17 protein-coding genes are annotated in these 24,072 nt (G+C 59.7%); 1 reads left to right on the forward strand and 16 read right to left on the reverse strand.

The features are described from left to right. Positions 1-8: 8 nt before the first annotated feature. The 5 genes from ACYQ6J_RS18150 to ACYQ6J_RS18170 form a co-directional block, all read right to left on the reverse strand. Positions 9-1,445 (reverse strand): transposase, encoded by a 1,437-nt coding sequence (locus ACYQ6J_RS18150; RefSeq protein WP_460185644.1) that lies wholly within the window; start codon positions 1,443-1,445, stop codon positions 9-11. Between the two features lie 127 nt (positions 1,446-1,572). Beyond that, the gene (locus ACYQ6J_RS18155; RefSeq protein WP_460185645.1) at positions 1,573-2,064 is read right to left on the reverse strand and encodes a transposase; all 492 of its coding nucleotides are present in this window, start codon (positions 2,062-2,064) and stop codon (positions 1,573-1,575) included. 54 nt (positions 2,065-2,118) lie between these two features. After that, positions 2,119-2,388 carry an RHS repeat-associated core domain-containing protein gene (locus tag ACYQ6J_RS18160; RefSeq protein WP_460185646.1) on the reverse strand — a complete coding sequence of 90 codons (270 nt, stop codon included), beginning with the start codon at positions 2,386-2,388 and terminating at the stop codon, positions 2,119-2,121. Between the two features lie 31 nt (positions 2,389-2,419). Continuing rightward, positions 2,420-2,722 carry a hypothetical protein gene (locus ACYQ6J_RS18165; RefSeq protein WP_460185647.1) on the reverse strand — a complete coding sequence of 101 codons (303 nt, stop codon included), beginning with the start codon at positions 2,720-2,722 and terminating at the stop codon, positions 2,420-2,422. Then, positions 2,719-3,306, reverse strand: a complete 588-nt coding sequence (locus ACYQ6J_RS18170) for an RHS repeat domain-containing protein (protein WP_460185648.1) — start codon at positions 3,304-3,306, stop codon at positions 2,719-2,721. The genes ACYQ6J_RS18165 and ACYQ6J_RS18170 overlap by 4 nt, the downstream gene beginning before the upstream one ends. Positions 3,307-4,561: 1,255 nt before the next feature. Here ACYQ6J_RS18170 and ACYQ6J_RS18175 point away from each other — a divergent pair. Further along, positions 4,562-5,554, forward strand: coding sequence for an IS5 family transposase (locus ACYQ6J_RS18175; RefSeq protein WP_460182388.1), 993 nt, complete (start codon positions 4,562-4,564; stop codon positions 5,552-5,554). Here ACYQ6J_RS18175 and ACYQ6J_RS18180 read toward each other — a convergent pair. The 11 genes from ACYQ6J_RS18180 to ACYQ6J_RS18230 form a co-directional block, all read right to left on the reverse strand. Next, complete coding sequence (locus tag ACYQ6J_RS18180; protein WP_460185649.1) at positions 5,454-6,326, reverse strand: RHS repeat-associated core domain-containing protein; 873 nt, start codon at positions 6,324-6,326, stop codon at positions 5,454-5,456. The genes ACYQ6J_RS18175 and ACYQ6J_RS18180 overlap by 101 nt on opposite strands. A gap of 31 nt (positions 6,327-6,357) precedes the next feature. Next, positions 6,358-6,819: a hypothetical protein gene (locus tag ACYQ6J_RS18185; protein WP_460185650.1), complete on the reverse strand. Its 462-nt coding sequence runs from the start codon at positions 6,817-6,819 to the stop codon at positions 6,358-6,360. 646 nt (positions 6,820-7,465) lie between these two features. Then, the gene (locus tag ACYQ6J_RS18190; protein WP_460185651.1) at positions 7,466-8,578 is read right to left on the reverse strand and encodes an RHS repeat domain-containing protein; all 1,113 of its coding nucleotides are present in this window, start codon (positions 8,576-8,578) and stop codon (positions 7,466-7,468) included. After that, on the reverse strand, positions 8,566-9,318 hold the full coding sequence (locus ACYQ6J_RS18195) for a hypothetical protein (protein ID WP_460185652.1): 753 nt from the start codon (positions 9,316-9,318) through the stop codon (positions 8,566-8,568). The genes ACYQ6J_RS18190 and ACYQ6J_RS18195 overlap by 13 nt, the downstream gene beginning before the upstream one ends. A gap of 112 nt (positions 9,319-9,430) precedes the next feature. Continuing rightward, positions 9,431-10,591 carry a leucine-rich repeat domain-containing protein gene (locus tag ACYQ6J_RS18200; RefSeq protein ID WP_460185653.1) on the reverse strand — a complete coding sequence of 387 codons (1,161 nt, stop codon included), beginning with the start codon at positions 10,589-10,591 and terminating at the stop codon, positions 9,431-9,433. Between the two features lie 15 nt (positions 10,592-10,606). Beyond that, complete coding sequence (locus ACYQ6J_RS18205; protein ID WP_460185654.1) at positions 10,607-11,527, reverse strand: RHS repeat domain-containing protein; 921 nt, start codon at positions 11,525-11,527, stop codon at positions 10,607-10,609. A 561-nt stretch (positions 11,528-12,088) separates the two neighbouring features. Beyond that, positions 12,089-13,054: an RHS repeat domain-containing protein gene (locus ACYQ6J_RS18210; RefSeq protein ID WP_460185721.1), complete on the reverse strand. Its 966-nt coding sequence runs from the start codon at positions 13,052-13,054 to the stop codon at positions 12,089-12,091. Positions 13,055-13,203: 149 nt separating this feature from the next. Further along, on the reverse strand, positions 13,204-14,304 hold the full coding sequence (locus ACYQ6J_RS18215; RefSeq protein WP_460185655.1) for a hypothetical protein: 1,101 nt from the start codon (positions 14,302-14,304) through the stop codon (positions 13,204-13,206). Positions 14,305-14,553: 249 nt separating this feature from the next. Next, positions 14,554-21,579, reverse strand: coding sequence for an RHS repeat-associated core domain-containing protein (locus ACYQ6J_RS18220; protein ID WP_460185656.1), 7,026 nt, complete (start codon positions 21,577-21,579; stop codon positions 14,554-14,556). Between the two features lie 75 nt (positions 21,580-21,654). After that, positions 21,655-22,992, reverse strand: a complete 1,338-nt coding sequence (locus ACYQ6J_RS18225) for an O-linked N-acetylglucosamine transferase family protein (RefSeq protein WP_460185657.1) — start codon at positions 22,990-22,992, stop codon at positions 21,655-21,657. A gap of 4 nt (positions 22,993-22,996) precedes the next feature. Continuing rightward, positions 22,997-23,788, reverse strand: coding sequence for a tetratricopeptide repeat protein (locus ACYQ6J_RS18230; protein WP_460185658.1), 792 nt, complete (start codon positions 23,786-23,788; stop codon positions 22,997-22,999). Between the last annotated feature and the right edge of the window lie 284 nt (positions 23,789-24,072).

A 24,072-nucleotide genomic window follows, 5' to 3' on the forward strand; every position in this document is an offset into this window, starting at 1 on the left:
TAAAAAACCTAGGTGACCGCTACGGCGGGTTTTCCTGAAGGCTCTTGCTCAGCGGCGGAGCCGGACTCGGGATGTCCCGGGGCGCCAGGCTTGCCGTAGACTCTTTCCCGCAAGGCCTTGGAAATCGGACTGAGCCGCATCTTTCCCAACGTCCCCTCCCGCCGCGGGGCCATCGCCAACAGCGTCGCAAACGCGGCGTGCACCACCATCACCGCCCCCACCTCCGCCGTAAACCGCCGGGCCCCGACAATGTTCCCGTCATCCACCCCCCAAAACACCTTCAGCCGGGCATTCACCCGTTCCACCGCCGTCCGCCCGCGGTACAACCGCTCAAACTTCCGCGTCGCCCGCGGAATCGCCGGAAACCGCCGCAAGTCGATCTCCCGCGGCACACGCACCGTCTTCCCATAGGACTTCCCCGCATTGCAAATCTTGCTCATCAGACACTCCCACCCCTCGTGCTTGGCCGGACACCGATACTTGATCGTCTCCCGCGACGGCTCATACCCGATGTAGGCCATCCGATACCGCACCATCGGTTGGCTGACCCGATCGTAACAGTACACCGTCCCCGCCTCGTCGTAGACGATGTTCGAGTTCCCATCGTGGCCGGGCAACATCCGCTCCGCCTCCTCCTTCCACAAACTCCGATTCTCGATCACCGCCTTGATCCCCTCCCGCGACAACAACTCATGCACCGGATTCGTGTCGGCCGCCTTGTCATAGGCCAGACTCTTGATCCGACCTTGCGGCAGATTCCGTTTCACCTGCTCCAAAACCGCCGGCAACGTCTCGGCATCCCCGGCCGTACTCTCCGTGACCTTGTACCCCAACACCACTTCGTGCTTCACATCCACCGCCAGGTGCAGCTTGAACCCGAACCACTCCACCACCCGCGTCACGTTCCCGTCCTTGTCCGTGTACTCCTTGCGACCGCCCTTGGGTTGCGGAAGACCTTCCGCCTTCTCCTCCTCCGCCGCCTCTCCCTCCTTCCGCCGCGCCTTCAGCCCCGTGGCGTCTCCGGCCAGGTTCTCTCCCAAGTCCGGCACCACCTCGGCCAACCGTTGCACCATGGTGTTGAACATCTTTTGCAGGAGGCTGCGAAACGGTTCCCGGCCCAGCAGCTCGATGAACCGCGACATGTTCCAGGCGTTGGGGACCCGGTCCTCCGATTCGATCCCAATCAGCTTCCGCAGCTCCGCGTTCCGCCTCAGTTCGGCCAGGCACGACTCCACGGTCGGATGCCGCAAGGCGATCGTCAAAAGCCACGTCCCCCAGAGCACACGGACCGGGTAGTCGTTCCGCCCCTTGCCCCGGGATCTCTCCAGAGATGCGAGAAACTCCTCGTCGGGAATGGACGTTAGAAATTCCCGTAGGGTGCGAATGGTGGGACTATCTTCCAGGGTATCCCAGGCGAAGAGAGGTCGGAGGTTGGGGATTTGCATGGAGGTCTTCCTGAGCCGGAGAACAAGGGATTGAGCCAACGCTTTGCGTGCTTTGCAGGGAAAGTTCTTGTTCCGCACCACCCAAGGGGCTTTGGATCAAGCCGATCCTTGTGAACGCATACCTTTACTACGCACCCATTCCCCGCTTGTTCGCAGGCTTGGTCGAAAAATCGTGAAAAATCGCTCCAACGCGGGAAAAACCGCCTCTTTTCCGCACATCCTGCGGGGAAGGCCCTTTCCAGGCCCTTCCTAACTTCAATCCATCACGCGAGATGGGAACAACGCAAAGGGCTCCATCCGGCGGGGCGTCCTTGCCCAGGTCGAGACCCAAAAACTCCTGTACGGCGTGACTATCGTGCATCAGCTCCTCCGTCCGCGGGTCGGAGAGGCCGTACCAGATTTGGAGGAAGTAGAGCTTCAGCATCCAGATCAGCGGCTTGACCGGTCGGCCGGGTTGGTCGCTCTTGGGATAGAACGGCTCGACGAGTTTCACGAGTCCTTGCCACGGCATGACTCGGTTCATCATTCGGAGGAACTCATGCCGTCGGGTCGTTTTGCGCATCACGTCGAAGCCGCCCGTCGCCAACGTCCGCTGCGATAAACCGTCCTTCCTCGCCATGATCTCCGTCCTAATGTCGATGCGCCTCTATCTTAGTCCCCGAATATGGCTGTATTATACTGTTGTAAGACGGCGGTTGTGCAGAGGTTCCAATACATTATTCTCCACGTACCGATAGAGGTTAGTGTCTCCCGGATCAAAGCCAATCAGGTCCTCGCTTAGCCAGCGGCCGACGCGGGCATCGTACCATCGGTTGAGGGTGTTGTGCAGTTGAGTATAACTATCACATGGTCTACCCGTGAATAAGAAGAGACTATCGATCGTCGGATTACTCTCCGACGTGACCTTGCCGAAGGCGTCGTAGATGAGGTGGTTGACCACCATCGTCGCCCGCGATCAAAGCTCCTATCCCATCTTAACATTCCGTAGCAGAATCATCAAACGGATTTGGTATCTCGCCGAGAAGGAGCTTGCCAGCAGTAGTCAGGTGTGGGATCACATGTATAAGACACTCGATCAAGAAATCACAGGTTTGCTCGGCGTCCCACGCTTCGGGGTTTCTCACCACGTTACACAGCGTTTCCAAATCCGAAAGCCAGTCAGTCATGTGGAAAACGAAATCAGCTTGTTTTTGCCGAAAGTCTGCATCTTCTCGACCATCTTTGTATATTTCAAACGCGCGAGCCAGGAGAGCTTCTAATTTCTGTTTTCTGCTCATACTTTTGTCTCCGTGCCGATTTTTTCTAGTTGTTCTTTCCAGAGCTTGATTTGAGGCTCCATCTCCTTCGCCGTTTTGTTTCCCACACACGGCAACAGCTTCTCACTTCGTTTTATCCATCCGACGATCTCGCCTTTCCAATGGTTGATAACAGGAGCTCCGGCGCGTTCCTCTGCAATTTTCGCAAAGTGTTCTTCGATCCGTCTCGAAAGCCCCGAAATAGCCTTTAAGGCCTCTTTGCGAGTAACCCCCGCGATGGGGCACACTAAGTCAGAAGGATCGAAAGATTCGAAGCACTTTCGCTGTCCTTCCTCGTCGTATGGCCAGAATAACCAATCCGGCCACCACCCTGGTTTAGGCCGCGGGGGCGGCAATTCAATAGCGATTTGTAACCCATGCCGATCGACTCTGCTCTGTGTCACATTCCCCACATACCGATACAAATTCCCATCGCCGCCGGCGAAGCCGATCGGGTCTTCGCTCAGCCAGCGGCCGACCGAAGCATCGTACCAGCGGTTGAGGTTATTGTGAAGTTGCGTGTCACTATCGAATGGTCTACCCGTGAAAAAAAACGAGACTATCAATCGCCGGATTACTCTCCGACGTCGCCCGGCCAAAAGCATCGTAGATGAGGTGATTGACCACGGTGGTCGCCCCCTTGCCTCCACCAAATCCGGGTTGTCCAGTCTTGCGACCACGCTGAAAACGTCTGCTAATCACACCTGGCAATATCCCGCGCGGTGTTTATATATCGGCCGCGATCCCTGTTATCGAATCTGCGATAATCCGATCTATGTTTATCTGCTTTGCCAAATCGGAGTTTTCATTATTGGTGCCCGGGCAGCCGTCGTTCGCTGTGTTAGCTCTTCCAAATGCGTGGAGAGCGGTAGGTGAGATGGATCGTTAATGATGCACAGGGTTATACAGGGTTAGTAAATGCAGAGCCATTTACCGTAGTCTGTAGCCGAGAAACAACACCTCGTATAATGTGACGGCAATGTAGATACCCATGCACAATAGCGCCTGTATGATAGGGTACGCAAATAGTGCTAAATGCGCTGCTGTGTCTGGATTTGGAGGTCCCCTAAAAATCGGAGCCAGATATCCAAGGGCAAAGATAACTCCCACAACGGATGCGGGTCGAGAGAATCGCATGGAGGACTTGACGCCGTCTTTTTGTCTCAACAATGCCGCTAATCCTGCGCAAGCCAACGGAACGGCCACGGCTTCGCCAGTTAGGAAAAGGCATACCTCCATACACTCCCCCCGCCGAAGACCAGCAGCCCAGGCCAGCAATCCAGCGAGTATGGCGCAGCATACAAGCACCCGTTCGGGCCATGGGATGGATGTCTTTTGGTATTGGACATGACGCTCATCCATTTTGGCCACTCCCAATGATGCCAAGGATGTCGAAGTAAATCACCTTCGAGCCGATATCAACGGGTGAAGCGTAGTCGCTGTAATAGCGGATCCCTCCTCGCAAGTATTCCCTCGCACGTACAAGCCGTAGTCACGACGGGACACAATTGGATAAACATGCCCAAATTCGAATGTGATGCCGAACCACTCCTCTAGATCAAGGGGATCAGCGAACTCATCTTTGATCTCAAACGTTAACTTACACTTGGCGGAATACTCTATCGCCGGCCTATTTTTGTTGGCACAGCATTCGTGTCCGGTTTTCACATTCACTTCGCACAGCACTCGGCGGAAAAAAGTGCTACGCCCGAGTGGATATATCACGAACGGAACCTCTGCACAACCGCCGTCTGACAACAGTATAATACGACCATAATTGGGAACCAAGATAGAGGCGCATCGACATTAGGACGGGTGATCATGGCGAGGAAGGACGGTTCATCGCAGCGGACGTTGGCGACGGGCGGCTTCGACGTGATGCGCAAACCCACCCGACGGCATGAGTTCCTCCGAATGATGAACCGAGTCATGCCGTGGCAAGGACTCGTGAAACTCGTCGAGCCGTTCTATCCCAAGAGCGACCAACCCGGCCGACCGGTCAAGCCGCTGATCTGGATGCTGAAGCTCTACTTCCTCCAAATCTGGTACGGCCTCTCCGACCCGCGGACGGAGGAGCTGATGCACGATAGTCACGCCGTACAGGAGTTTTTGGGTCTCGACCTGGGCAAGGACGCCCCGCCGGATGAGACGACGATCTGTCGGTTCCGGCACCTGATCGAGAGGCACGACCTGGGGCAGAGTCTGCTGGAGACGGTGAATCGGCATCTGGCGGAGCACGGGATCAAGGTGCGGGAGGGGACGATCGTGGACGCCACGGTGATCCACGCCCCGACCTCGACGAAGAACGAGGCGAAGGGTCGCGACCCGGAGATGGGGAGCACGAAGAAGGGGAACCAGTGGCACTTCGGGGCGAAGGTACACGTGGGCGTGGACGCCGAGACGAAGGTCATTCATTCGGTGGCCGTGACGCCGGCGAACGTGCACGATAGTCAGGCGTTGCCCGGGCTGCTGCACGGCAAGGAGACGCGGGTCTACGGCGACAAGGCCTATGTGGGACAAAAGGAGGTGATTCGGGAGAGGTCGCCCCGGGCGAGGGATTATATTGAGCGGAAGGCGAGTCGGGGACGACCGTTAAGTGATCGGGAGAAGGAGAAGAATCGGCGGAAGTCGCGGATTCGCTCGCGGGTGGAGCATGTGTTCGGGGTGATGAAGCACGTCTTCGGCTGGAGGAAGACGCGGTTTCGGGGGCTATTCAAGAATCTTCAGTATGCGTTGGGAGTGGCGAGCGCCGTGAATATCTACCTTCACCGCTGGGCGATCTTGCGGAGTATGACCTTGCCCGGTGCGGGATAGAGCGCTGATAGTGCGCGCTCACGCGGCGACGGCCCGATAAACCGGGCGACATAGACAACATATAGACCTTATAAACCCCGCTCATCCGGCCTTTAGAGCCGAATACAAGGCTGAGATACTCGAACCGCCGAAGTCGCGGAGGTTGTTCAGCGGTTCCGAACGTAGAATCCACTACGTCCGTATCGTGATACCACCACGGAAAGGACGTAACGTCACAGTCCGCGCCCTGCATGACACCGTGTAGCATCGAAACAATTTTCCGAACAAAGTCTTGCTGCGATCGTTGAACATCAGGTGAATTCCAAAACGTGTCATGAAGACCGATCTGTGCCAAACTGACTTCACCGCCACCTAACATATAATGCAACAGGAAGTCATCCCACGTCCAGTGTCCACCATACACATACTGGGACCCACCCGGCAGGAGAATATGGTTAGTTCCAGGTGTGATCAATCCGAGCCAGTCGGCACGGAGTATTACAGCATTCCCCACATACCGATACAAATTCCCATCGCCGGCGGCGAAGCCGATGGGGTCCTCGCTCAGCCAGCGGCCGACGCGAAAGTCATACCAGCGGTTGAGGTTGTTCTGCAATCCGGTGTCGGGGTCGAACGGCCGGGCGGTGAAGAGAAACAGAGAGTCCACCGCCGGGTTGCTCTCGGCCGTCACCCTGCCGAAGGCGTCATAGACCAGGTGGTTGACCACGGTGGTGGTCCCCATCTGCGGGTCGAACTTGGCAATGTCCGCCACCGTGTTCAGGTGGTCCGTCAAGGTCCATTGGACCAAATCCGCCGTGCCGCCGTCAACCGGCCTCCTCGGCCAATATCTGATCCACCGCCGGGCCCCAGAGGTAACGCTCGCGCAAATGCCCGATCTGCATGCCCTGCGAATTGCTCCGCCAGAAATCCATCACCACCTGGTTGCCGTCGTACACGAAAATCCGCCGGCCGTCCAGGTGGCCATCGCCGTCGGCGTCGATCGCCCGCCGCACCCAGCGGTTCTGGTAGTCGTAGAAGTATTCGACCACCTTGTCCACCGCCGCCGCGTAGCTTGCGCGGTGCTCCACTTTGGTGAGCCGGTTGCGGTGGTCCCAGGTGTACTGGGTGATGTCGGTGTCGCCCGCGTCGAGCTGGCCATTGGCGTTGGCGTCGATGAAGCGGTGCGTGCGTTTGCCTACGGCGAAAACACAATACCAGCACCATTCCGAACTAAAGGCGGCTCGCTGCGCACACGTCCGGTGGTCGAGTAACTCAACAATTGTCACTTCCTCGGCTACCGGCTTCTTATTCTACTGACTTGGAGCAACCATACCAAGAAATAGGGAGCGCCCACAGTCAGTCCAGCAATGCCACCCACGGCAAGATGATACAGTAATGCATATGAACGGTCGAGCGGGTGAATGCCTATGAGGCTGAGCCAAAGCACGTACGACAGAGCACCAACAACGGGTCCAGCCAGGGAGGCCCCAAGTGCGATCCTAAGATACGCTCCAGTGTACGCTTTTGTCATAGTGCCATGTGAGGCTGCTTCATTGTCAGCAATGCTTTTACCGTTCAACATACCACTTGGCCGGGCACACAGGACAATAACCCACACACCGCCCCCGCAAACTGCGCCGGAAAACGCTGCGAGAGGACCGGCTTTGACATTCAGTTTGGCTAAGTAACACCCAATAATCGCACTAATGACGCCACATCCAATGCATACTGCCCCAAGTAGTGCTCCTCTGGCACGCAGAACCGACGCCCAGATTGAAGTCACCAGCAGAGAGCAGATCACTGCCAAGCCGATGGCGATTAGTGCCGATGTTCCATACGATTGAACAAGGATGGCCACAACGGCGATCAAGGCCCCAGCCGCCAAAATTGTTGAAAGCGCGCGGGAACTTCCTGGGCTCATCCTGTTGACTCCTATTCGGGTTGTACACCGTCGGGAATGTCTTCGGGGAAGAATATGTGGTCATCACCTCCCCATGCACCGTTATCGGCGTAGATCACAGTCCCATCAGCAAGTTCGATCATGTAGGTGCAGTGCCTCGAAGACAATATGCCGCCTTCTAGCCTAAAGGTTTGCAGCCTCGCGTTCTGGATGCACGGATTCGCCAGCCCAAAGTTATCGAGCCGGCGTTCCAAATCGAAGACCCACCGCTGACAAGTATCGGGCCCCAAAGGATACCCAAAGATATTCAGGAGCCAAACATCGTGAACAGCATTCAGAAATTTAGCCATTGTCTGTTCACAGCATCGAGCAGAACATTCTTTCGCCTTGGCCTGAATAGATGAGCAGATACTGCGGATCTTGGCCTGGTCAGACGAAACGCTGAGCACACGGTATAAACGACCCAATTTAATAGCACACGGATCGCCGCCCCTCCATGTGTCGGGAACGTGTATCCACTTGTCGAGACCAAGTGCTTTGTTGCCACAATGAACGAGCTTGAGTGCGTTTGGATCAGTGGCCTCAGTCGGTGCATTCCCCACGTAGCGGTAGAGGCTTGCGTCGCCGCCGCTAAAGCCAATCGGGTCTTCGCTCAGCCAGCGGCCGACACGAAAATCGTACCAGCGGTTGAGGTTGTTTTGAAGTTGGGTGTCACTATCGAACGGCCTACCGGTGAATAAGAAGAGGCTATCAATAGTCGGATTACTCTCCGACGTCACCCGACCAAAAGCGTCATAGATGAGATGATTGACCACGGTGGTCATGTCGCTGCCCGGATCATACTTCGCGATGTCCCGGACCGTGTTCAGGTGGTCCGTCAGCGTCCACTGTACAAGGTCGGGTGTGCCGCCGTCAACGGCCTCCTCGGCCAGGATCTGATCCACCGCCGGGCCCCAGAGGTAACGCCACTCCAGATCACCTGTTTGAACTAGCCCGGAGCCCGTCCGCCGAAAGTCCATCACCACCTGGTTGCCGTCATAGGCCAAGTTCTGTTTCTGTTCGTAGTCACCGTCTCCGTTGAGGTCGCCCAGCTTGCGGACCAACCGGTTCTGATAGTCGTACCAGTACCGGATCACCCAATCCACGGCCGCCCCATAGCTGGGCCGATGCGAACCTTCGTCAGCCGGTTCCGGTGGTCCCAGGTGTATTGGGTGATGTCCGTGTCGCCTGAGTCGAGCTGGCCGTTCTGATTGGCGTCGATGAAGCGGTGCGTGCGGTTCCCCTCGGCATCGTAGAGGTAGCGGTAGGTGCCGTCGGAGAGAAGCTGGTTGTTCATGCCGGTGGCGTAGCTGCTGCCGTTGGCGGTAACGCGGTTGCCATTGGCGTCGTACTGGTAGCTTTCGTCGCTCTGGTAGTCGTAGTCGGCGGCGGTGAGCTGCCCGGTGGCGTCGCTGGTGTAGTCAGCCGTGCCGTCCACCGAGTTGATGTACTGCGTCATGCGATTGGCGGCGTCGAAGTTCCAGGTGTATTCCACGAAGGTGGTCTGGCCGCGGAAGTGGCTGAGGCCCCGCAGTCGCCCGGCCTGGTCGTAGGTGTACTGGGACTGGGCGACAAGCTGGGTACCGGCCAGGTCGGCGTAACGGGTGAGGTCCGTAAGTTGACTGGCTGTATCGTAGGAGAAGTGGACCCACTTCGTGGCGACCCTCGCCGGGCGGCACTGGCGGCTTGCCTGCCAGTGGGCCGAGGTGACTGTAAGCTCGGCATCACGAGCTATTGGCTGGGCATGGAAAGACCATTCGGCGCACCAACCCGAGCATGTCCACGAATTGACGCTTTGCTGCTGCCCTCGTCGGCCTTCGCTGACCGAGCGTCTCCGGCGAGGCATGGCGACCGTGCGGAGCCTGATGTTCGAATTCGTTGCCGCAAACAGTTCACCGGACCGCGACACCGCCGGACAAGTTGGCAGCGGCACCGATCCGCGGCGATCTGGCGGTAGGTCACCTGGGCGTCCCCCTCTCGTCTGCAGAACAGGCGTCGAGTTTCGAGTCGTCCTCGATCTCTTTTCGGCGTGCCTCATTCGGGTACCACACAGATCCGTCAGAATTGCAAACACCAACAAACCCCGGCGCCGACGGGTTTATGTCAGTGCCCTCCACGAGAGCCATCTTTAACGCCGGCATCGACGCGAGGCTACACAGGCATGCGTTTGTGGCGCGGGTGAACCTGATATCCAGCGCGGCGAGCCTCGGCAATTGCGACAAGTGCCGCAACCCCGCATCCCCCACGTTAGTACCGGCAAGCGACAATCGCCACAGATTCGGAAGTTGTGCGAGCGATTCCACGCCCACGTCACTAATCGCAGCACTGTCTAAGTACAAAATCTGTAACTTTCTCGGACCTGCTAGATACCTCATTCCTCCATCGTCGAATGGGGTCTTCACGATCACGAGATTTTCAAGTTCCCCCAGCTCAGCAAGAGCAGACCACAATTCAGAGTTGATTTTCACAGCAGATAGCTGGAGTGTTGTTAACCGTTTCATGTGGGCGAGAGAAGCGGTTGTCACTTCTGTGAGGTCAGCGTTGCGCAGTTCGAGGTCTTTCAGCTTCGGTAAGGCTGAGAGTGGCTGTAGCCAATCACCCTTCAACCCCGTTGCGTTTAGGGTCAGGCTCTCGAGGTGTCTAAGTCGCGATATCGTCCGCACGTTATCGATAGTTAGCGTGGTGCGCGAGAATGTAAGATATCGCAACCGAGATAGGGTGTCTATAGGAAAACCAGCACATGGCTCAATCCGGCAGTCCGTAAACGTAAGCGATTGCAAATAGCGAAAACGGCGTAATTGCTCCCACATTCCATCGTCGAGGGCGGCCCCATCTATGGCAACCCTGACTACGGGATGGTAGAGACGGCCTCGCCAAAGCTCACGCGGGTCAATCGCGGGTCCTGAGACGAATACATCGGTCTGCGCCGACGCTCCATAATTTTGCTTCAGAATAGCTGCAGCATGCTGTTCCCGCTGTAACCAGCACCACTCCGCGACTACCCAGGATAGAAGATGACAAACGCTCAGCAAGGTGAGCTCGACCGTGCCGAACCGACAGTGAGATCTCCCCTTGCGTGGAATCGGTTTAAGATCGGACGAAACGGAGACTATTTCCATTTGCGATCCTTTTTATTAATGTAGACAGTTAATTGTCTTCGGCCACCGCATAAGCTTGTTAAGCCTTCTAAGCAGCTCCCGAGATTCTGAATTCGGCAAACCGAAAACGCGACTCCCATCGGGCGCGATCCCTTCATTCAGCAATCGCGACACGTAACGGTCGTAGGTCACTGTGATGGTAACGCTATCGCAGCGCTGGTTTTTCGCGCCGCATTCATACCGCTCGGGGGTGCCATCGTCGCAAAACTTTCTGCGGTTTTCGCACAATTGGCTGGCAAGCTTTTCGGCGGCACGCAATACAGCATTCGCGACTTCCATGAACTTCGACGCATGGAGGAGCTCTGGTGGGCCACCGTAGCCCGGAATCTGTTGATCCGCTGAGATATCCGGAACGAACCGGCCGCATCCCACAACTCCGAGGTACTTGGACGGACAAAGAGGATGGTTACCCGGGTCTCGGTTGTTGTTGAGGAAGTTCTGGAGACTGGCTTTACTAAACAATGTGTCTCCCATCCATATCTTGATCTCGCAAGGTCCGGTTATCCCAGAATACAGTCCGAGCGGATCCGTCACCAGCAATACATTATTCTCCACATACCGATACAAATTCCCATCCCCGCCGTTAAAGCCGATCGGATCTTCGCTCAGCCAGCGGCCGACGCGGGCATCATACCAGCGGTTGAGGTTGTTCTGAAGTTGAGTGTCTTGGTCGAATGGCCGGGCCGTGAAGAGGAACAATGAGTCCACCGCCGGATTACTTTCCGACGTCATCCGACCAAAAGCATCATAGATGAGATGGTTGACCACGGTGGTCATCTCGCTGCCCGGATCGTACTTCGCGATGTCCCGGACCGTGTTCAGGTGGTCCGTCAGCGTCCACTGTACAAGGTCGGGTGTGCCGCCGTCAACGGCCTCCTCGGCCAAAATCTGGTCCACGGCCGGGCCCCAGAGGTAGCGCGTAATCCTGATCTTTCCTGCGTTTGCAACGTCGAGGGCACCATACTCGCCCGCTCGCGAGGAACAGACGGCAGCAGCCGACGTTGGAGGCACACATACCTCCAATGGCTAATCCGAACGTGCGTTCTATTTGCCCTTGTGCCTCCACACTCGTACCCCTTGTCGGACACAAATGATCGCCAAAACTGCGGCAATCCCCACCGCCGCCCCGCCAGCGATACTCAAGACCCCGTAAGGCGCATATTTCGGCGCCCCGGCGAAATAGTAGGAAACCTCACCCGCAGCGATCGCCCCTCCCAACGCACTCAGCGCCACGCCGATCGCCGCAGAGCGATGATAACACAATCGCAGGAGCCCAGCACCCACGAAAAAGCTCACTAATATCCCTAAGGCGGCAGCACCCCACGATCCTGTGTGACGTAACAACAAGTAACCGCCCCATACCATGAGCCCGACGAAACCCAACAGCGAACTCGCCAGCAGCCCTACCTCTCGACCCAGTTGAGGAGGAACAATGGCAACCACTGCCCTGTCTCCTATTTACCAAGTAGGAACGATGTGGTCCTCCCCCCCAAGCGCTCCGTTGTCCGCCTCCATTCGGAATTGTCGACACAGCCCCACGACAAAGGTGGCATGAATGTTCGTTGCACCCCAATATGCGGATGCGCTCTGCAGGCAGACTTCGCTGCGACTAACGCATGGGTTGGTCTTTTCCAAGTCGCCGAAGTTTCGGTCACATGTGTTGGCCCAGCGTTTGCAGGTGTTTGGACCTAATGGCCAGCCGAAAATGTTGAGAATCCACGTTTGCCGTACCGCCCGAATGAACGTTTCAACAGCTTCCTTGCATAGGCGCTTCGTGCACCCCGGTTTGCAATTCGAGTAGTCAAGTTTTTCGCAGAATCCGAACAGCGCTTCCTCGTCGGCCGTAAGGGGACCGAGGGGCTCTGACAGGTGTGAAGCTTCACCTGCGCCTGTCTCATTCGGCACCCGTGGCACTACCGGGATATCGTACATCCAGCGCCCATCTCCTACCGCAACGTTTTGCTCAAGCCCCCAGGGGTCGGAAATCCTCAAGCCCGCATTAACTACATAGCGATAAAGATTCCCGTCCCCGCCGTTAAAGCCGATGGGGTCCTCGCTCAGCCAGCGGCCGACGCGAGAATCGTACCAGCGGTTGAGGTTGTTCTGCAATGCGGTGTCGGAGTCGAAGGGCCGGGCGGTGAAGAGAAAGAGCGAGTCCACCGCCGGATTGCTCTCGGACGTCACCCTGCCGAAGGCGTCATAGACCAGACGGTTCACCACGGTGGTGGTCCCCGTCTGCGGGTCGAACCTGGCAATGTTCCGGACCGTGTTCAGGTGGTCCGTCAAGGTCCATTGGACCAGATCGGCCGTGCCGCCGTCAACCGCCTCCTCGGCCAGAATCTGATCCGGGGCCGGGCCCCACAGGTAGCGCTGGCGCAGGTGCCCGATCTGCATGTCCTGCGAATTGGCCCGCCAGAAATCCATCACGATGTGGTCCCGGTCATAGCTCACCACCGATCAATGGCACAGCGTAACGCGTGCACGGCGTAGCATATATGATGCCCACGTCCAAACGCCCATGCCATGCAATGCGGTTGTATGTTCATCCGTCCGGCATTGCGCAAAACCTCCGCTCATCGCGGCTGCATCATCGTCGCAGGAATTGGTACCCTTGCTGATGGGAACCCGAGCCATGGCAGGTATATGGAATCCATACTGAAGAAAAAGGTGATGTCAACTGGCAGATTCTTCAAATTTTCGATCGGCCGTTCTTGCAGTTCCTCCCGCGGTACGTTTATGCGTGTTCGGCTTTCGAAACATCCATTAGCGATGCGCCGCCATGCCGGAAGATGACGGACGTATTCGCCCTCAAAGGGAATTCCCCAATAATCGCATTGCATACGCAAAATACGTAGCCCTCCCTGTTCTGAGTGAGATAGATATCTCAATGCCAGATAGGGCTTCGGATCCGTCCCCCCAAAGAACACCAAGCCTACTGCCTCCGGGTCCCATTTCAACATGGATGAGGCACTGCTCCCTTTCACCGCAAATCGATAGTGCCGTACGGCCCAGGCGGGCCAGTCCGGATCGACGTATTCCCATTCAGGAAGCGAAGCCGGTAAAGCGCGAGTTAACCCCCGTTGTTGCATACGGGCAATAATCAGTTTCATCAAGTCCAGGCTTGTGGTGCAGACGTACACATCCGGCCGTGGGGCAGCTATCCATCGGCGGTCGGCTTCTTGCGGTGCGAGGGCATCCTGGCTCCTTTTGCCAAAAACCATGGAGGCGTTATGGTTCAGACTGACCTCGACTATTTTCATCCCGCCCTCGATCCACCATTTACTTGGCCCGCGCGTTAGGGCCTCCACGAGTGGCACTGCCCTGTGATCGCAAAACTGCACGATATCGCATGTGTCCGGGCTACCCGCCCTGAGCCAGCACACGGCCTTCGTGAATAAAATCGCACTTTTTGCAGCATAGAACGTGCTTATCAACTTGTGTCGAATATCAGGTGGATAAATGCCCTGGTTGTACACCAAAGGCTCGATGCAGTGCATTGCCACTAGGTCTTCATAAGGATATTCGCACTTCGAATAGGCAAACCCTTGAGCCGACGGTAAAAATGGCACGCCGCGCGCCTCTGCGGCGGGCGAGGCATGGCACAATTCTGGAATGGGAACCGCACCTCTTGATACAAGGATGGTTTCGGTCTCCTCCGGCAACCACCAAAGCATTTGGTCTATATCATCTGGCAAGGGAACCGCTGCGAGCCCACGCGCGGAATCGGCGGCGCGCCCAGGGCCATGCGCCTGAGCGAATGCACAAGCACCGAGCCCTGCAGCACACAAGAGGCCAAGGCCGAGACGCAGAGGCAACCATCTGTTTCGTATCGTCATTCGTTCCATACCATCAACCTCGATCCAAGCGCAGCGCGCGGGGTCCTCCGTGCAGTAGGCACGCGATCCGGTCGCCCGGGCATTTTGTCAACGTGGCAAGAAAGGGTGCCCCCATCCGGGTTCGTGCGCGCCCCATCCACTACCTATTTGGATTCCTGCGCCGGTCAAAATCTGCCATGTAACGGAGTTACATGTATTGGCAGCATCGCCCAGCCATTCGCCACCTGGCCCGAAAACGTAATATGGCCTCCCGTTTGCTTGTTGCGCAACGAGTATCGCCTGGACAATGAGCGACTGGACGAGAGCACAGGGGTCCACGTTTCCGGGGCTGATTTCGTGGCGCGTCCCAACGCACGCTCCCTCTCTCATTACTATGGCCCAACCGGCGCCAGGCAGATTGCCGACGGTGGTCGAGATAGGTCCGGTCGCCAGGATTGATCCATTGGGCCCAAGGGCGCCACTGAATGGTCCACGCGTCAGCTCAATTGCATACGTCACGTGAAGAAGAGTTTGGCGATAAACCGGAATAAGCACGGGGAAGAGCCCCCTCTGTCCCGGCTTTTCCCAGAGGCGTCCGAACTCATCGTAGTATCGGGTTGGAGGCACTACTTCCCGCCATTCCAGCACGCATTCATAGTGATCTAGGATATTACGCACTTCGTCCCTTTCCACCTGGATACACGTGTGATTGAACCCCGTTCCAAGCACCGGGGAGGTGTAGACGGCGGCGCTGCAAGCAAGCCCGTTCGGGTCTACGTAAAAGACCGGATTGTTGCGGACGTAGCTGTACAGGTTCAGGTCATCCTCTAACGGGTCTTCACTCATCCAGCGGCCGATGCGAGAGTCGTACCAGCGGTTGAGGTTGTTTTGGAGGCCGGTGTCGGGGTCGAAGGGCCGGGCGGTGAAGAGGAACAGCGAATCCACCGCCGGATTGGTCTCCGACGTGACATTGCCGAAGGCGTCATAAACCAAGTGGTTGACCACGGTCGTCACACCCGTTTGAGAGTTGTACTTCGCAATATCGCGGACGGTGTTCAAGTGGTCCGTCAGCGTCCACTGTACCGTTTCATTAGCCCCGTTGTCAACATTTTCTTCGGCGAGAATCTGATCCACCACCGGACCCCAGAGGTAACGCCAGCGGAGGTCGCCCGCTTGCACATTCCCCGCCCCCGTCCGCTCCAGGTCCAGGACGATCTGATTTCCATCGTACAAAAACACCCGTTTGCCTTCATAATCTCCATCCCCGTTGCTGTCCTCCAGCCGCCGCACCAGACGGTTCTCGGAGTCATAAAAATATCGCACCACCCAGTCCACCGCCGCCGCGTAGCTCGCCTGATGCTGCACCTTATACAGCCGATTGCGATGGTCCCAGTTGTACTTCGTAATGTCAGTATCACCCTGGTCTAATTGACCATTAGCATTATTATCAATAAACCGATACGTGCGGTTCCCCTCGGCATCGTACTGGTACCGGTAGGTGCCGTCAGAAAGAAGCTGGTTGTTCGTGCCGGTGGTGTATGTGCTGCCGTTGGCGGTAACGCGGTTGCCGTTAGAGTCGTACTGGTAGCTTTCGTCGCTCTGGTAGTCGTAGTCGGCGGCGGTGAGCTGGCCGGTGGCGTCGCTGGTATAGTCGGTCGTGCCGTCCACCGAGTTGATGTACTGGGTCATCCGATTGGCAGCATCAAAGTTCCAGGTGTATGCCACGAAGGTGGTTTGGCCCTGGGAGTGGCTGACGTTCCGCAGTCGCCCGGCTTGGTCGTAGGTGTAGTCGGACTGGGCCACAAGCTGGGTACCGGCCAGGTCGGCGTAGCGGGTTAACTCTGTTACTTGCCCGGCCGCGTCATACGAAAAGCTCACCCACTTGGTGGCCACAGGATTCCCACCCGATTGCGACGTCTGGGTAATGTAAGTGACCCGCCCAAGATTGTCGTAAAAGTAACGGTTCTTGAAGTCGCGAGTCCCGTTGAGAGTCGCCGCCAACCGGGTTCGACGCCCCGCTGCGTCATAGACCTGGCTGAAGGTCACAGTGGGGGTCAGCCCAGTGATCGTGTGGGCAATCTGGGTGATTCGCCCCAGATTGTCGTAGGTGTAACTGTACTGAGCCGCCCAATCACTGACCGATACCATCTGTCCGGCCCCATCATAGGTGAAGGAGATTGTGCCCACCCGATTCTGATCGGCGTCGGCGTCAGCAACGTTATTGTACCAGATTTCGGCGGTGTTGCGGCCAAGGTTATCGTACTGGAACTGGCGGACGCGGCCCAGGCGGTCGAGCTGGCGGAGGAGGTATCCAGCCGCGTTGTAGACGAAGTAGCGGGTGTCGCCCAATTCGTTGGTCTCGGCGACCGCCCGGCCGAGGGGGTCGTAGGTCCAGGTGGTGGTGTTGCCGACGGGGTCGGTGAGGGAAAGCCGTCGCCCAGCGGGGTCATAGGTGTAGGTGGTCTCGGCACCGTTGGCGTCAATCTGGCTGATGAGGCGGCCCAGGGCGTCGTACTGGAAGGTGGTGGTGTGGCCAAGGCGGTCGGCCTGGGTGAGAAGCCGCCCCGCCGCATCGTAGGTGAAGACGGTCCACGGGGCCAGTTCTTCGCCCTCGCCGTCGGGGTCGGGTTGCGTAATTTTAGTCTGGCGACCGAGGCCGTCGTACTCATAGGTGGTGACACGACCGAGGGGATCAGTGACCTGGAGGAGTTGTCCGGCTGCATCGTAGGTGTACTGGGTGACGGGGGCCTCCAAGGGGCCGCTACCGTCGGGATCGGGCTGGGTGACGCGGATTTGTCGGCCCCGGGCGTCGTATTCGTATTCGGTGACGTTGCCCAGGGGATCGGTCACCTTCACCACTCGTCCGAGCTTGTCGTACTCATAACGAGTCTCCGGGGAAGTGAGTGGGCCGGAGCCATCGGGATCGGGGAGAATCACCTTGCTGCGGCGGCCGAGGGCGTCGTACTCGTAGGCGGTGACGCGGCCCAGGGGGTCGATGGTCTGGATGAGCTGCCCGCCGATGTTGTACACGTACTGGGTGACGGGGGCCTCCAGGGGGCCTTCACCATCGGGGTCGGGCTGGATGATATGGGTCTGGCGTCCGGCGGCGTCGTACTGGTAGCTGGTGACGTTGCCTAGGGCGTCGATGGTGCTGGTCACGCGGCTGGCGTCATCGTAGACGGTCTGGGAGAGTGGGGAAGCCAGGCGGAGCAAGACGGCATCGGCCACGACGCTGCGGCCGGCGGTGGCCGAGTGGTTGGCCAGTTGGACGATCAGTGTGGGGGTGCTGAGCGTGAAGCTGCCCAGTTTGAAGAAGCTGTGATCGGCGAACCGGCGTCCTGGACCGGCCTCTTGGGGATCGTGGGTCTGGTCCACGGTCAGGGTGGCCAGGGGCTGGCCGGAGGTATCGCCCGCATAGACGGCCAAGGGGGCATCCGCAGCGTTGGCGGGGTCGGCCTGCCAGGTAACGTAGACCTCGTATTCCATGCCCACCAAGAGATGGGAAAAGGTCCAGGTGGCCGTGGCGGTGGGATCGCCGGTGACGGTGCCGTGGATGCGCGCGTGGCCGTCGAAGCCGGCGGGCCAGTCGGCCCAGGTGCCGGAGGGCTCGGCGTAGCCGGCGGTGGCGTCATCGATCACCGAGCCGAGATAGGTGGCGGTTTGGCGATCGGCGTTGTCGTAGGCGTATTCGGTGATCGTGCCGACGGGGTCGATGACGTGGCTAACTCGTCCCGCAGCATCGTAGAACTGCTGGGTGACGGGGCTGGTCAGGGGCCCGGCCGGCCCATCGGGATCGGGTTGGATGGTGCGGACAAGCCGGCCCCGGGCGTCGTATGCATATTCTGTGACGTGGCCCAGGGGATCGGTTTCGGCGACAAGGTTGCCGGCCGCATCGTAGCCATACTCGTACACCGGGCTGGTCAGGGGGCCTTCGCCGTCGGGGTCGGGGAGAATTTTGCGGACCACGCGGCCGAGGGCGTCGTATTGGTACTCGGTGCGGCGCCCGAGTTCGTCGATTTCCGCGGTCCGCCTACCGCCGGAATCGTACTCGTACTGGACGGAGGCTTCCAGGTCGGTTCCTTCCGCGTAGGTGATCCGGGTGACCTGGCCGCGGGCGTTGTACTGGTAGCGGGTCACGGTGCCCAGGGCATCGGTCTCGGTTTCCACCAGGCCGATGAGGGTATTGTCGCTCGCATCGGTGTAGGTGTAGGTGGTCACCACGTCGTCGGTCTGGCCGTTGCTGGGCGAATCGACTTGCCCCACCACCACCCGGGTTTGCAGCACGTAGCCGGTCTGGGGATCGATGGTGTACAGGGTGGTGATCCCGCGTTCGTCGACATGCTTCGTGACCGCGTTCCAGGTGTAGTCGTACTCCCAGCGGCGCACGCCGCCGTCGGGGAGCACCATCTTGATACGGTTGCCCTTGTGGTCATATTCGTAGGAGGTCACGGCAGAGGTGAGGGGGCCTGGGCCGTCGGGGTCGGGCTCGATCACCTGGACGACCTGCCCGGCGGCGTTGCGGACGTAGCGCGTGGCGTGGCCTTCGCCGTCGAGCGCCTGTTGGGGGAATCCCCAGCGGTCGACCTCGGCCGTGGTGGTCACGCCGGCTGTGGTTTGTGTGGCTTCAAGCTGGCCGAACTCCCGCAGGGGAGCGGGGTTCTCTTGGCTCCCCTGGCCGGTGGAAGTATCCACCAGAGCCGCGGCGGGAATCGAGACGTACTCCTCCTGCGTCCCATCGGCGCGCACCACCCGCTTCAGGCGCAGGGCATGGTCATAGAAGAACTCCTCGCGACTGCCATCGGGATAGACCACGGCGGACAAGAGATTATTCGGCCCGCCGTACTCAAAGGTCGTGACCGGGGCCGGCAGGGGGCCTTCGCCGTCGGGGTCGGGCTTGGTGATCTGGGTGATGCGGCCCTGGGCGTCATGCGTGTAGGTGGAGACGACGCCGTCGGGACGGGTGAGCTGGCTGAGCCACCCGGTCACGGGATCGTAAGCGAAGATCGTGTCTCCTTCCGGAGCGTCTACGGCCACCAGACGATTCAGGGCGTCATAGAGGTATGTGGTGGTATTGCCTGCCGGATCGGTCGAACTCGTCAGCAGGCCGCTGGGGGCGAACTGATCGAGGGTCCGATCCTTGGCCCGTAGTTGGAAACCGCTGCCCCAATTGCCGGTCAGGGTGTAGGCACTGGTATCGTCGGAGGTCTGATGGATCCAGCCGCCGGCGCCATCGGGGACGAACCGCTGCATCCCGCCGCGCAAAAGCAGCACATCGGGCCCATCGGGGATGAGCCGCGCGACGCCGAAGGCGAACCACCCGGGGGCCATGTAGCTGGGCAGGGTGTTGATGACGTTCTTGCGGCCGGAGAGAGTGATGGTTTGCGTGCTCTGGTCGGAATAGTGCTGGATGAGCTGGACGGTCCAGGGGTAGGCGCCGGTGGAAAGTTCGGTGACATCGACGGGAAAAGCGAAGGCATAGGATCGATGGGCCGCGGCCTCGGTGCCATCAAACCAGATGGTGGTGTTGGGGGTGGTGTTGCCGAACTGCGTGAGCTTGGCTTCGACCCGTTCCAACGTGGCAAAGCCGTTGGTGGGTTCCAGAGGGCTGGTGGCGATGACCGTCTCGCGGCCCGAGGCCAAGTGGGCGTAATAGGTCAGGGGCGTCCCGGAGTTGGTCAGGCCCAATCCGCCGACGGGAACGGTGACGCCGGAGGAGATGCTGATACAGCTCGCATCGCTGCCGCAGCAACCGACGCAGGGCTTGAGGGTCTCTTCGGGTTCTTCGATCTGGAGGGTGGCCGTGTCGTACTCCTGGTCCACGTTCCAGCCGGTGATCGTACCCACGACGGTCTCATAGGGGTTGTACTCGTTGCGGTAGCCGTCGTACCAGGGGACCAGGGTGACGAAGTAGCTGTTCTGCCCGGCGGGGATGGAAAGCATGGTGGGCTGGGAAATGACGTTGGCGGCTTCGCCTTTGAGAAAGCCGTCGGCATCGGCGATATAGTCTCGCTGGACAGGCTCGTCGTCCCAATGGGCGTCGTCGTCCAGCGCGGCCGTGCCGGCGGCCGAGAAGGCGACGGTGGCCTGCTGAAAGTTCTCGTTGCCGTCCAAAAGCCGGATGCGGAACTTCCCTGGGGAGCCTTGCATATCCGATTCCAGGCCCGAGGTCGGCTCGGGGAGCGGCTTGTCCGGTTCCACCGCGTTGCCCGCCGCCTCGATAACCCAGTCGTTGTCGTGCAGGTCCACGACGTCCGAGCGGTTGCCGAAGGGGTAGCCGGCGGGCATTTCGCCGAGGGCCTGGGCACTAGTGAGCGTCAAGGCGACCTTTTCTTTCACTTCCGCCTGGTGATCATCGATTACGGCCACATCGAAAAGGATCTCCGTCGTATCGCCTTCAAACGTCACATACCCTGTGGAGGAGTACTGGCATCCCTGCCATTCCACGCCCGGCAAGGGCTGATAGTCGTCGCCCTGCCTGGCCGTGCCGCCGATATCGAACCACGCCCGGATAGGATAGGTAGTATCCATGCTCTCGCCCGGGGGGCCGGAGCGGGTGATGCGGAATGCCCCCGGATTGTCGGGCTCGGCCGCGAGATTATCCGTGGCGGCGAGGGAGATCGTCCACTCGTCGTCGTCCTCGATGGTCACGGTGGCCTCGCTCGGGGTACCGAGGGTCACCGGATACGTCCCGCAGCACTGGCTGGTGGTATACCACCCGCCCGTGAGCCGCACCGTCACGTCTTCATTACCCTCGAACCAGGCGTCGTTTCGGATCGTGATCCTGGCCGACTGGCTCCCGTTACCGTAAAACTGGATGTAACCCGAAGTGAGAAATCCCGAGGCCGTGTAGTCGCAGGAATCCGCCGTCCCGGCAACCTGGAAGTTCACCACGCCATAAGCGATGTTGGGTGGGCAGTCGGTGATGGTGATCGTGAAGGTGGAGACCCCCTCCTCGCGATCCACCTGGAGGGCCTGGTCCACGCTGATGCTGGCCACCACCGACAACAGTTCCCGCTTTTCGAGGGGCTCCAGCCGCAGCGTACGGTGACGCAAGCCGTGGCCAAGCCGTTTGCCTCGCACGTGCTCCACCAGGTGATCCCACAGCCTCCGCACGGGCAACTGCAACGATGCCATGGTCCTGCTCCCTTTTGGCGTTGTCGCCGGCATGTCCGAAAACCGGAAAAACCCTCGGCGGACGGATCGACGGCCTCAGGGCATGTTTTCGATCGCCCGCCGGAAAAACTCCTCATACTCGCGCACCACGTGCGGGTCCTCGAAGAGGACGCCGCAACGTTCCAGAATCGCTCGTCTCATCGCCTGGCGGAAATCGCCGTCCCGGCCCAAGCGGACCGCCAGGGCCACGTACTGGTCTTCGTCGCTGGCGACGAGTTGCTCGAAGCCCATCCGACGACACAGCCCCAGGGCGTAGCGCTGCACCATGTGCCGGCCGGGCAGAGTCACCAGCGGCACGCCCAGGGCGAAGGCGTCATACGCGGTCAACGAGGCGCTATAGCAGGGGGTGTCGAGCACCGCGTCGGCCAGACTCAAGAGCCGGTAGTAATCCGCGGGTTGCTGGGCGGGAAGGAGAACGATCCGCCGCATAAGCGATGGGCCCAGCGTACGCAGCCAACGGGCACGGAGCCGGGCCGCTGTGGCGGGCCGCACGCCTTCCATCGCCACCACGTGGCCGGTAGGGTCTGCTTCCAGAATCCGGCACAGCAGCCGGTCGAAATCGGGATGGAACTTGGCCAGCCGCTGGGGGCAGAAGTAGATCGCCCCCTGGCCGGGCAGGCCGAATGCATCCCGCGATGCTGCCGGCGGCCGGTGCGGTCGCGGCTGCCAGGCAGTCGCGCCGGCCAATTGCACCAGCCTTTCGGTATAGTCCTCCTGGGCGTCTTCGCCCCGCTCGAACAACCGCGAAGAGATAAAGTAGTCGATGTTCCCGATCCCCGTGGTCCCATGCTGCCCGAAGCCGATGCACTGCACCGGGGCCAAGGGCAAAAATGGCAGGAAGTAATTCACCACGTCCGTCCCCCCCTGCCAGTGGAGGATGATATCGCAGTCGGCATTGCGGATCGCCTGCAAGGCCAAAGGGACCTCGTGCGGGAAGCCGATCCAGCCGATATCGTTCGCGCGGACCGACCGACGACAGACGTCCAGGGCGGTGGACGAGACCAAACCCACCACTTCGAACGGTGCGCGGTCCAACCGCTCCATGATTCCGCCGAACCCGCGCAAGAAGCCACCCTGGTGTCCCCAGGTGGCCAGGAAGCCCACGCGGATCCTCTTGCGTCGGCGCGGCGCGGGCAGCTCCCTGGGAAAGGCGGGCGCGAACAAGCGCCAGAACTTCTCCCGCAGGCGGCGGTTGCACACGCCGTGATGGTAAAGCTGGAACGACGGCACAAAGCCGTCGCGGAAGGCCTGGCGCCAGTCCAACCCCGGCAAGGCTTCATCGAGCCGACGCTCCAGCTCCGCCCGGTACTCGGCCACCGCGTCCGCCGAGTCGAAGACCACCGGGCAGAGGCTCAACTCGCGGAGCCGCCACATCGGTTTATCCGGCCGCAGTCCGGCGGGCGATCTTGAATTCCTCCCCTGCCGCTTCGAACTCCTCCAAATCGGTATAGACCAGGCCGAGATTCAGATGCGCCTCGGCCCACTGGGGCCTGAGAGCCGCCGCCTGCCGGAATACCTCGCCCGACTCCTCGAACCTCTTGGCGGCACAATAGATCTCGCCCAACTGCATGAGCGTTTCCGCCCGCGTTGGCGCCACCGCCAGAGAGTCGCGGCAGAGCCGGATCGCTTCGGCGACATCCCCTTTGGCCTGGGCTGCCCGGGCCAGGTGTCGGCGGGCATCGGCGTGACGCGGCTGGAGCCGCAAGGCGTATCGCAGGCAGCGTTCCGCCTCGTCCACTTGGCCCTGTTCCAAGTGCACCAACCCCAGTTTGGACCAGGCATCCGCATATTCCGGGCGCAGGGCAACGGCCTTGGCGAAGGCCGACCGCGCCTCGGCCAGCCGTCCCATCTTCTGGAGCGCGGCCCCGTAGTTGTTCCAGTACACCGCCTTGTCGCCGCATCGTCGAAGGGCCCGCTCGATCCACCCCAGGGCTTCCTCATGCTGGCCGCGAGCCAGACAGACCAGGCCCAGGAAATGCCCCGCCCCGGCGTGGTTCGGGTTCGAAGCAAGGATCTCGCGGTAGATCGCTTCGGCCGTCTTTAGATCGTCGGCCCGATGCGCCGCCAAAGCCCGCTGATAAGCCTCGCGCGTGGCTGGAACCGCCCCGGCCGCCGGAGGCGACCCGTCCCGGCTCTGGGGTGCCGTCAGCTCGGGTACGCTGATGCCCATGGCCCAGTCCTCCCGGCAGGCGAGAGTGCCTCGCCTTCATCGCACGCGTCGGAGCCGACGCATCCCAGGCGTCGGGGTTGCCTTCCTCACCAGGCTCGGAGGAAGATCGCGACGCGGCTTGCGGACATTCCTCATCGCGCAGGTTAGTTTAAGTGTGTGTGTGTGTTGTCAAGTACCCCCTCTAGAGAATTTTTTCCTGCGGCCTTGAGAATCCATCTGTCCGCAGGACCCGAATCCTGTTGGGAAAGCGCCGCGAATACTACCAGAGGGGTACGAATCCAGGC

The organism is Thermopirellula anaerolimosa (genome assembly GCF_054657335.1).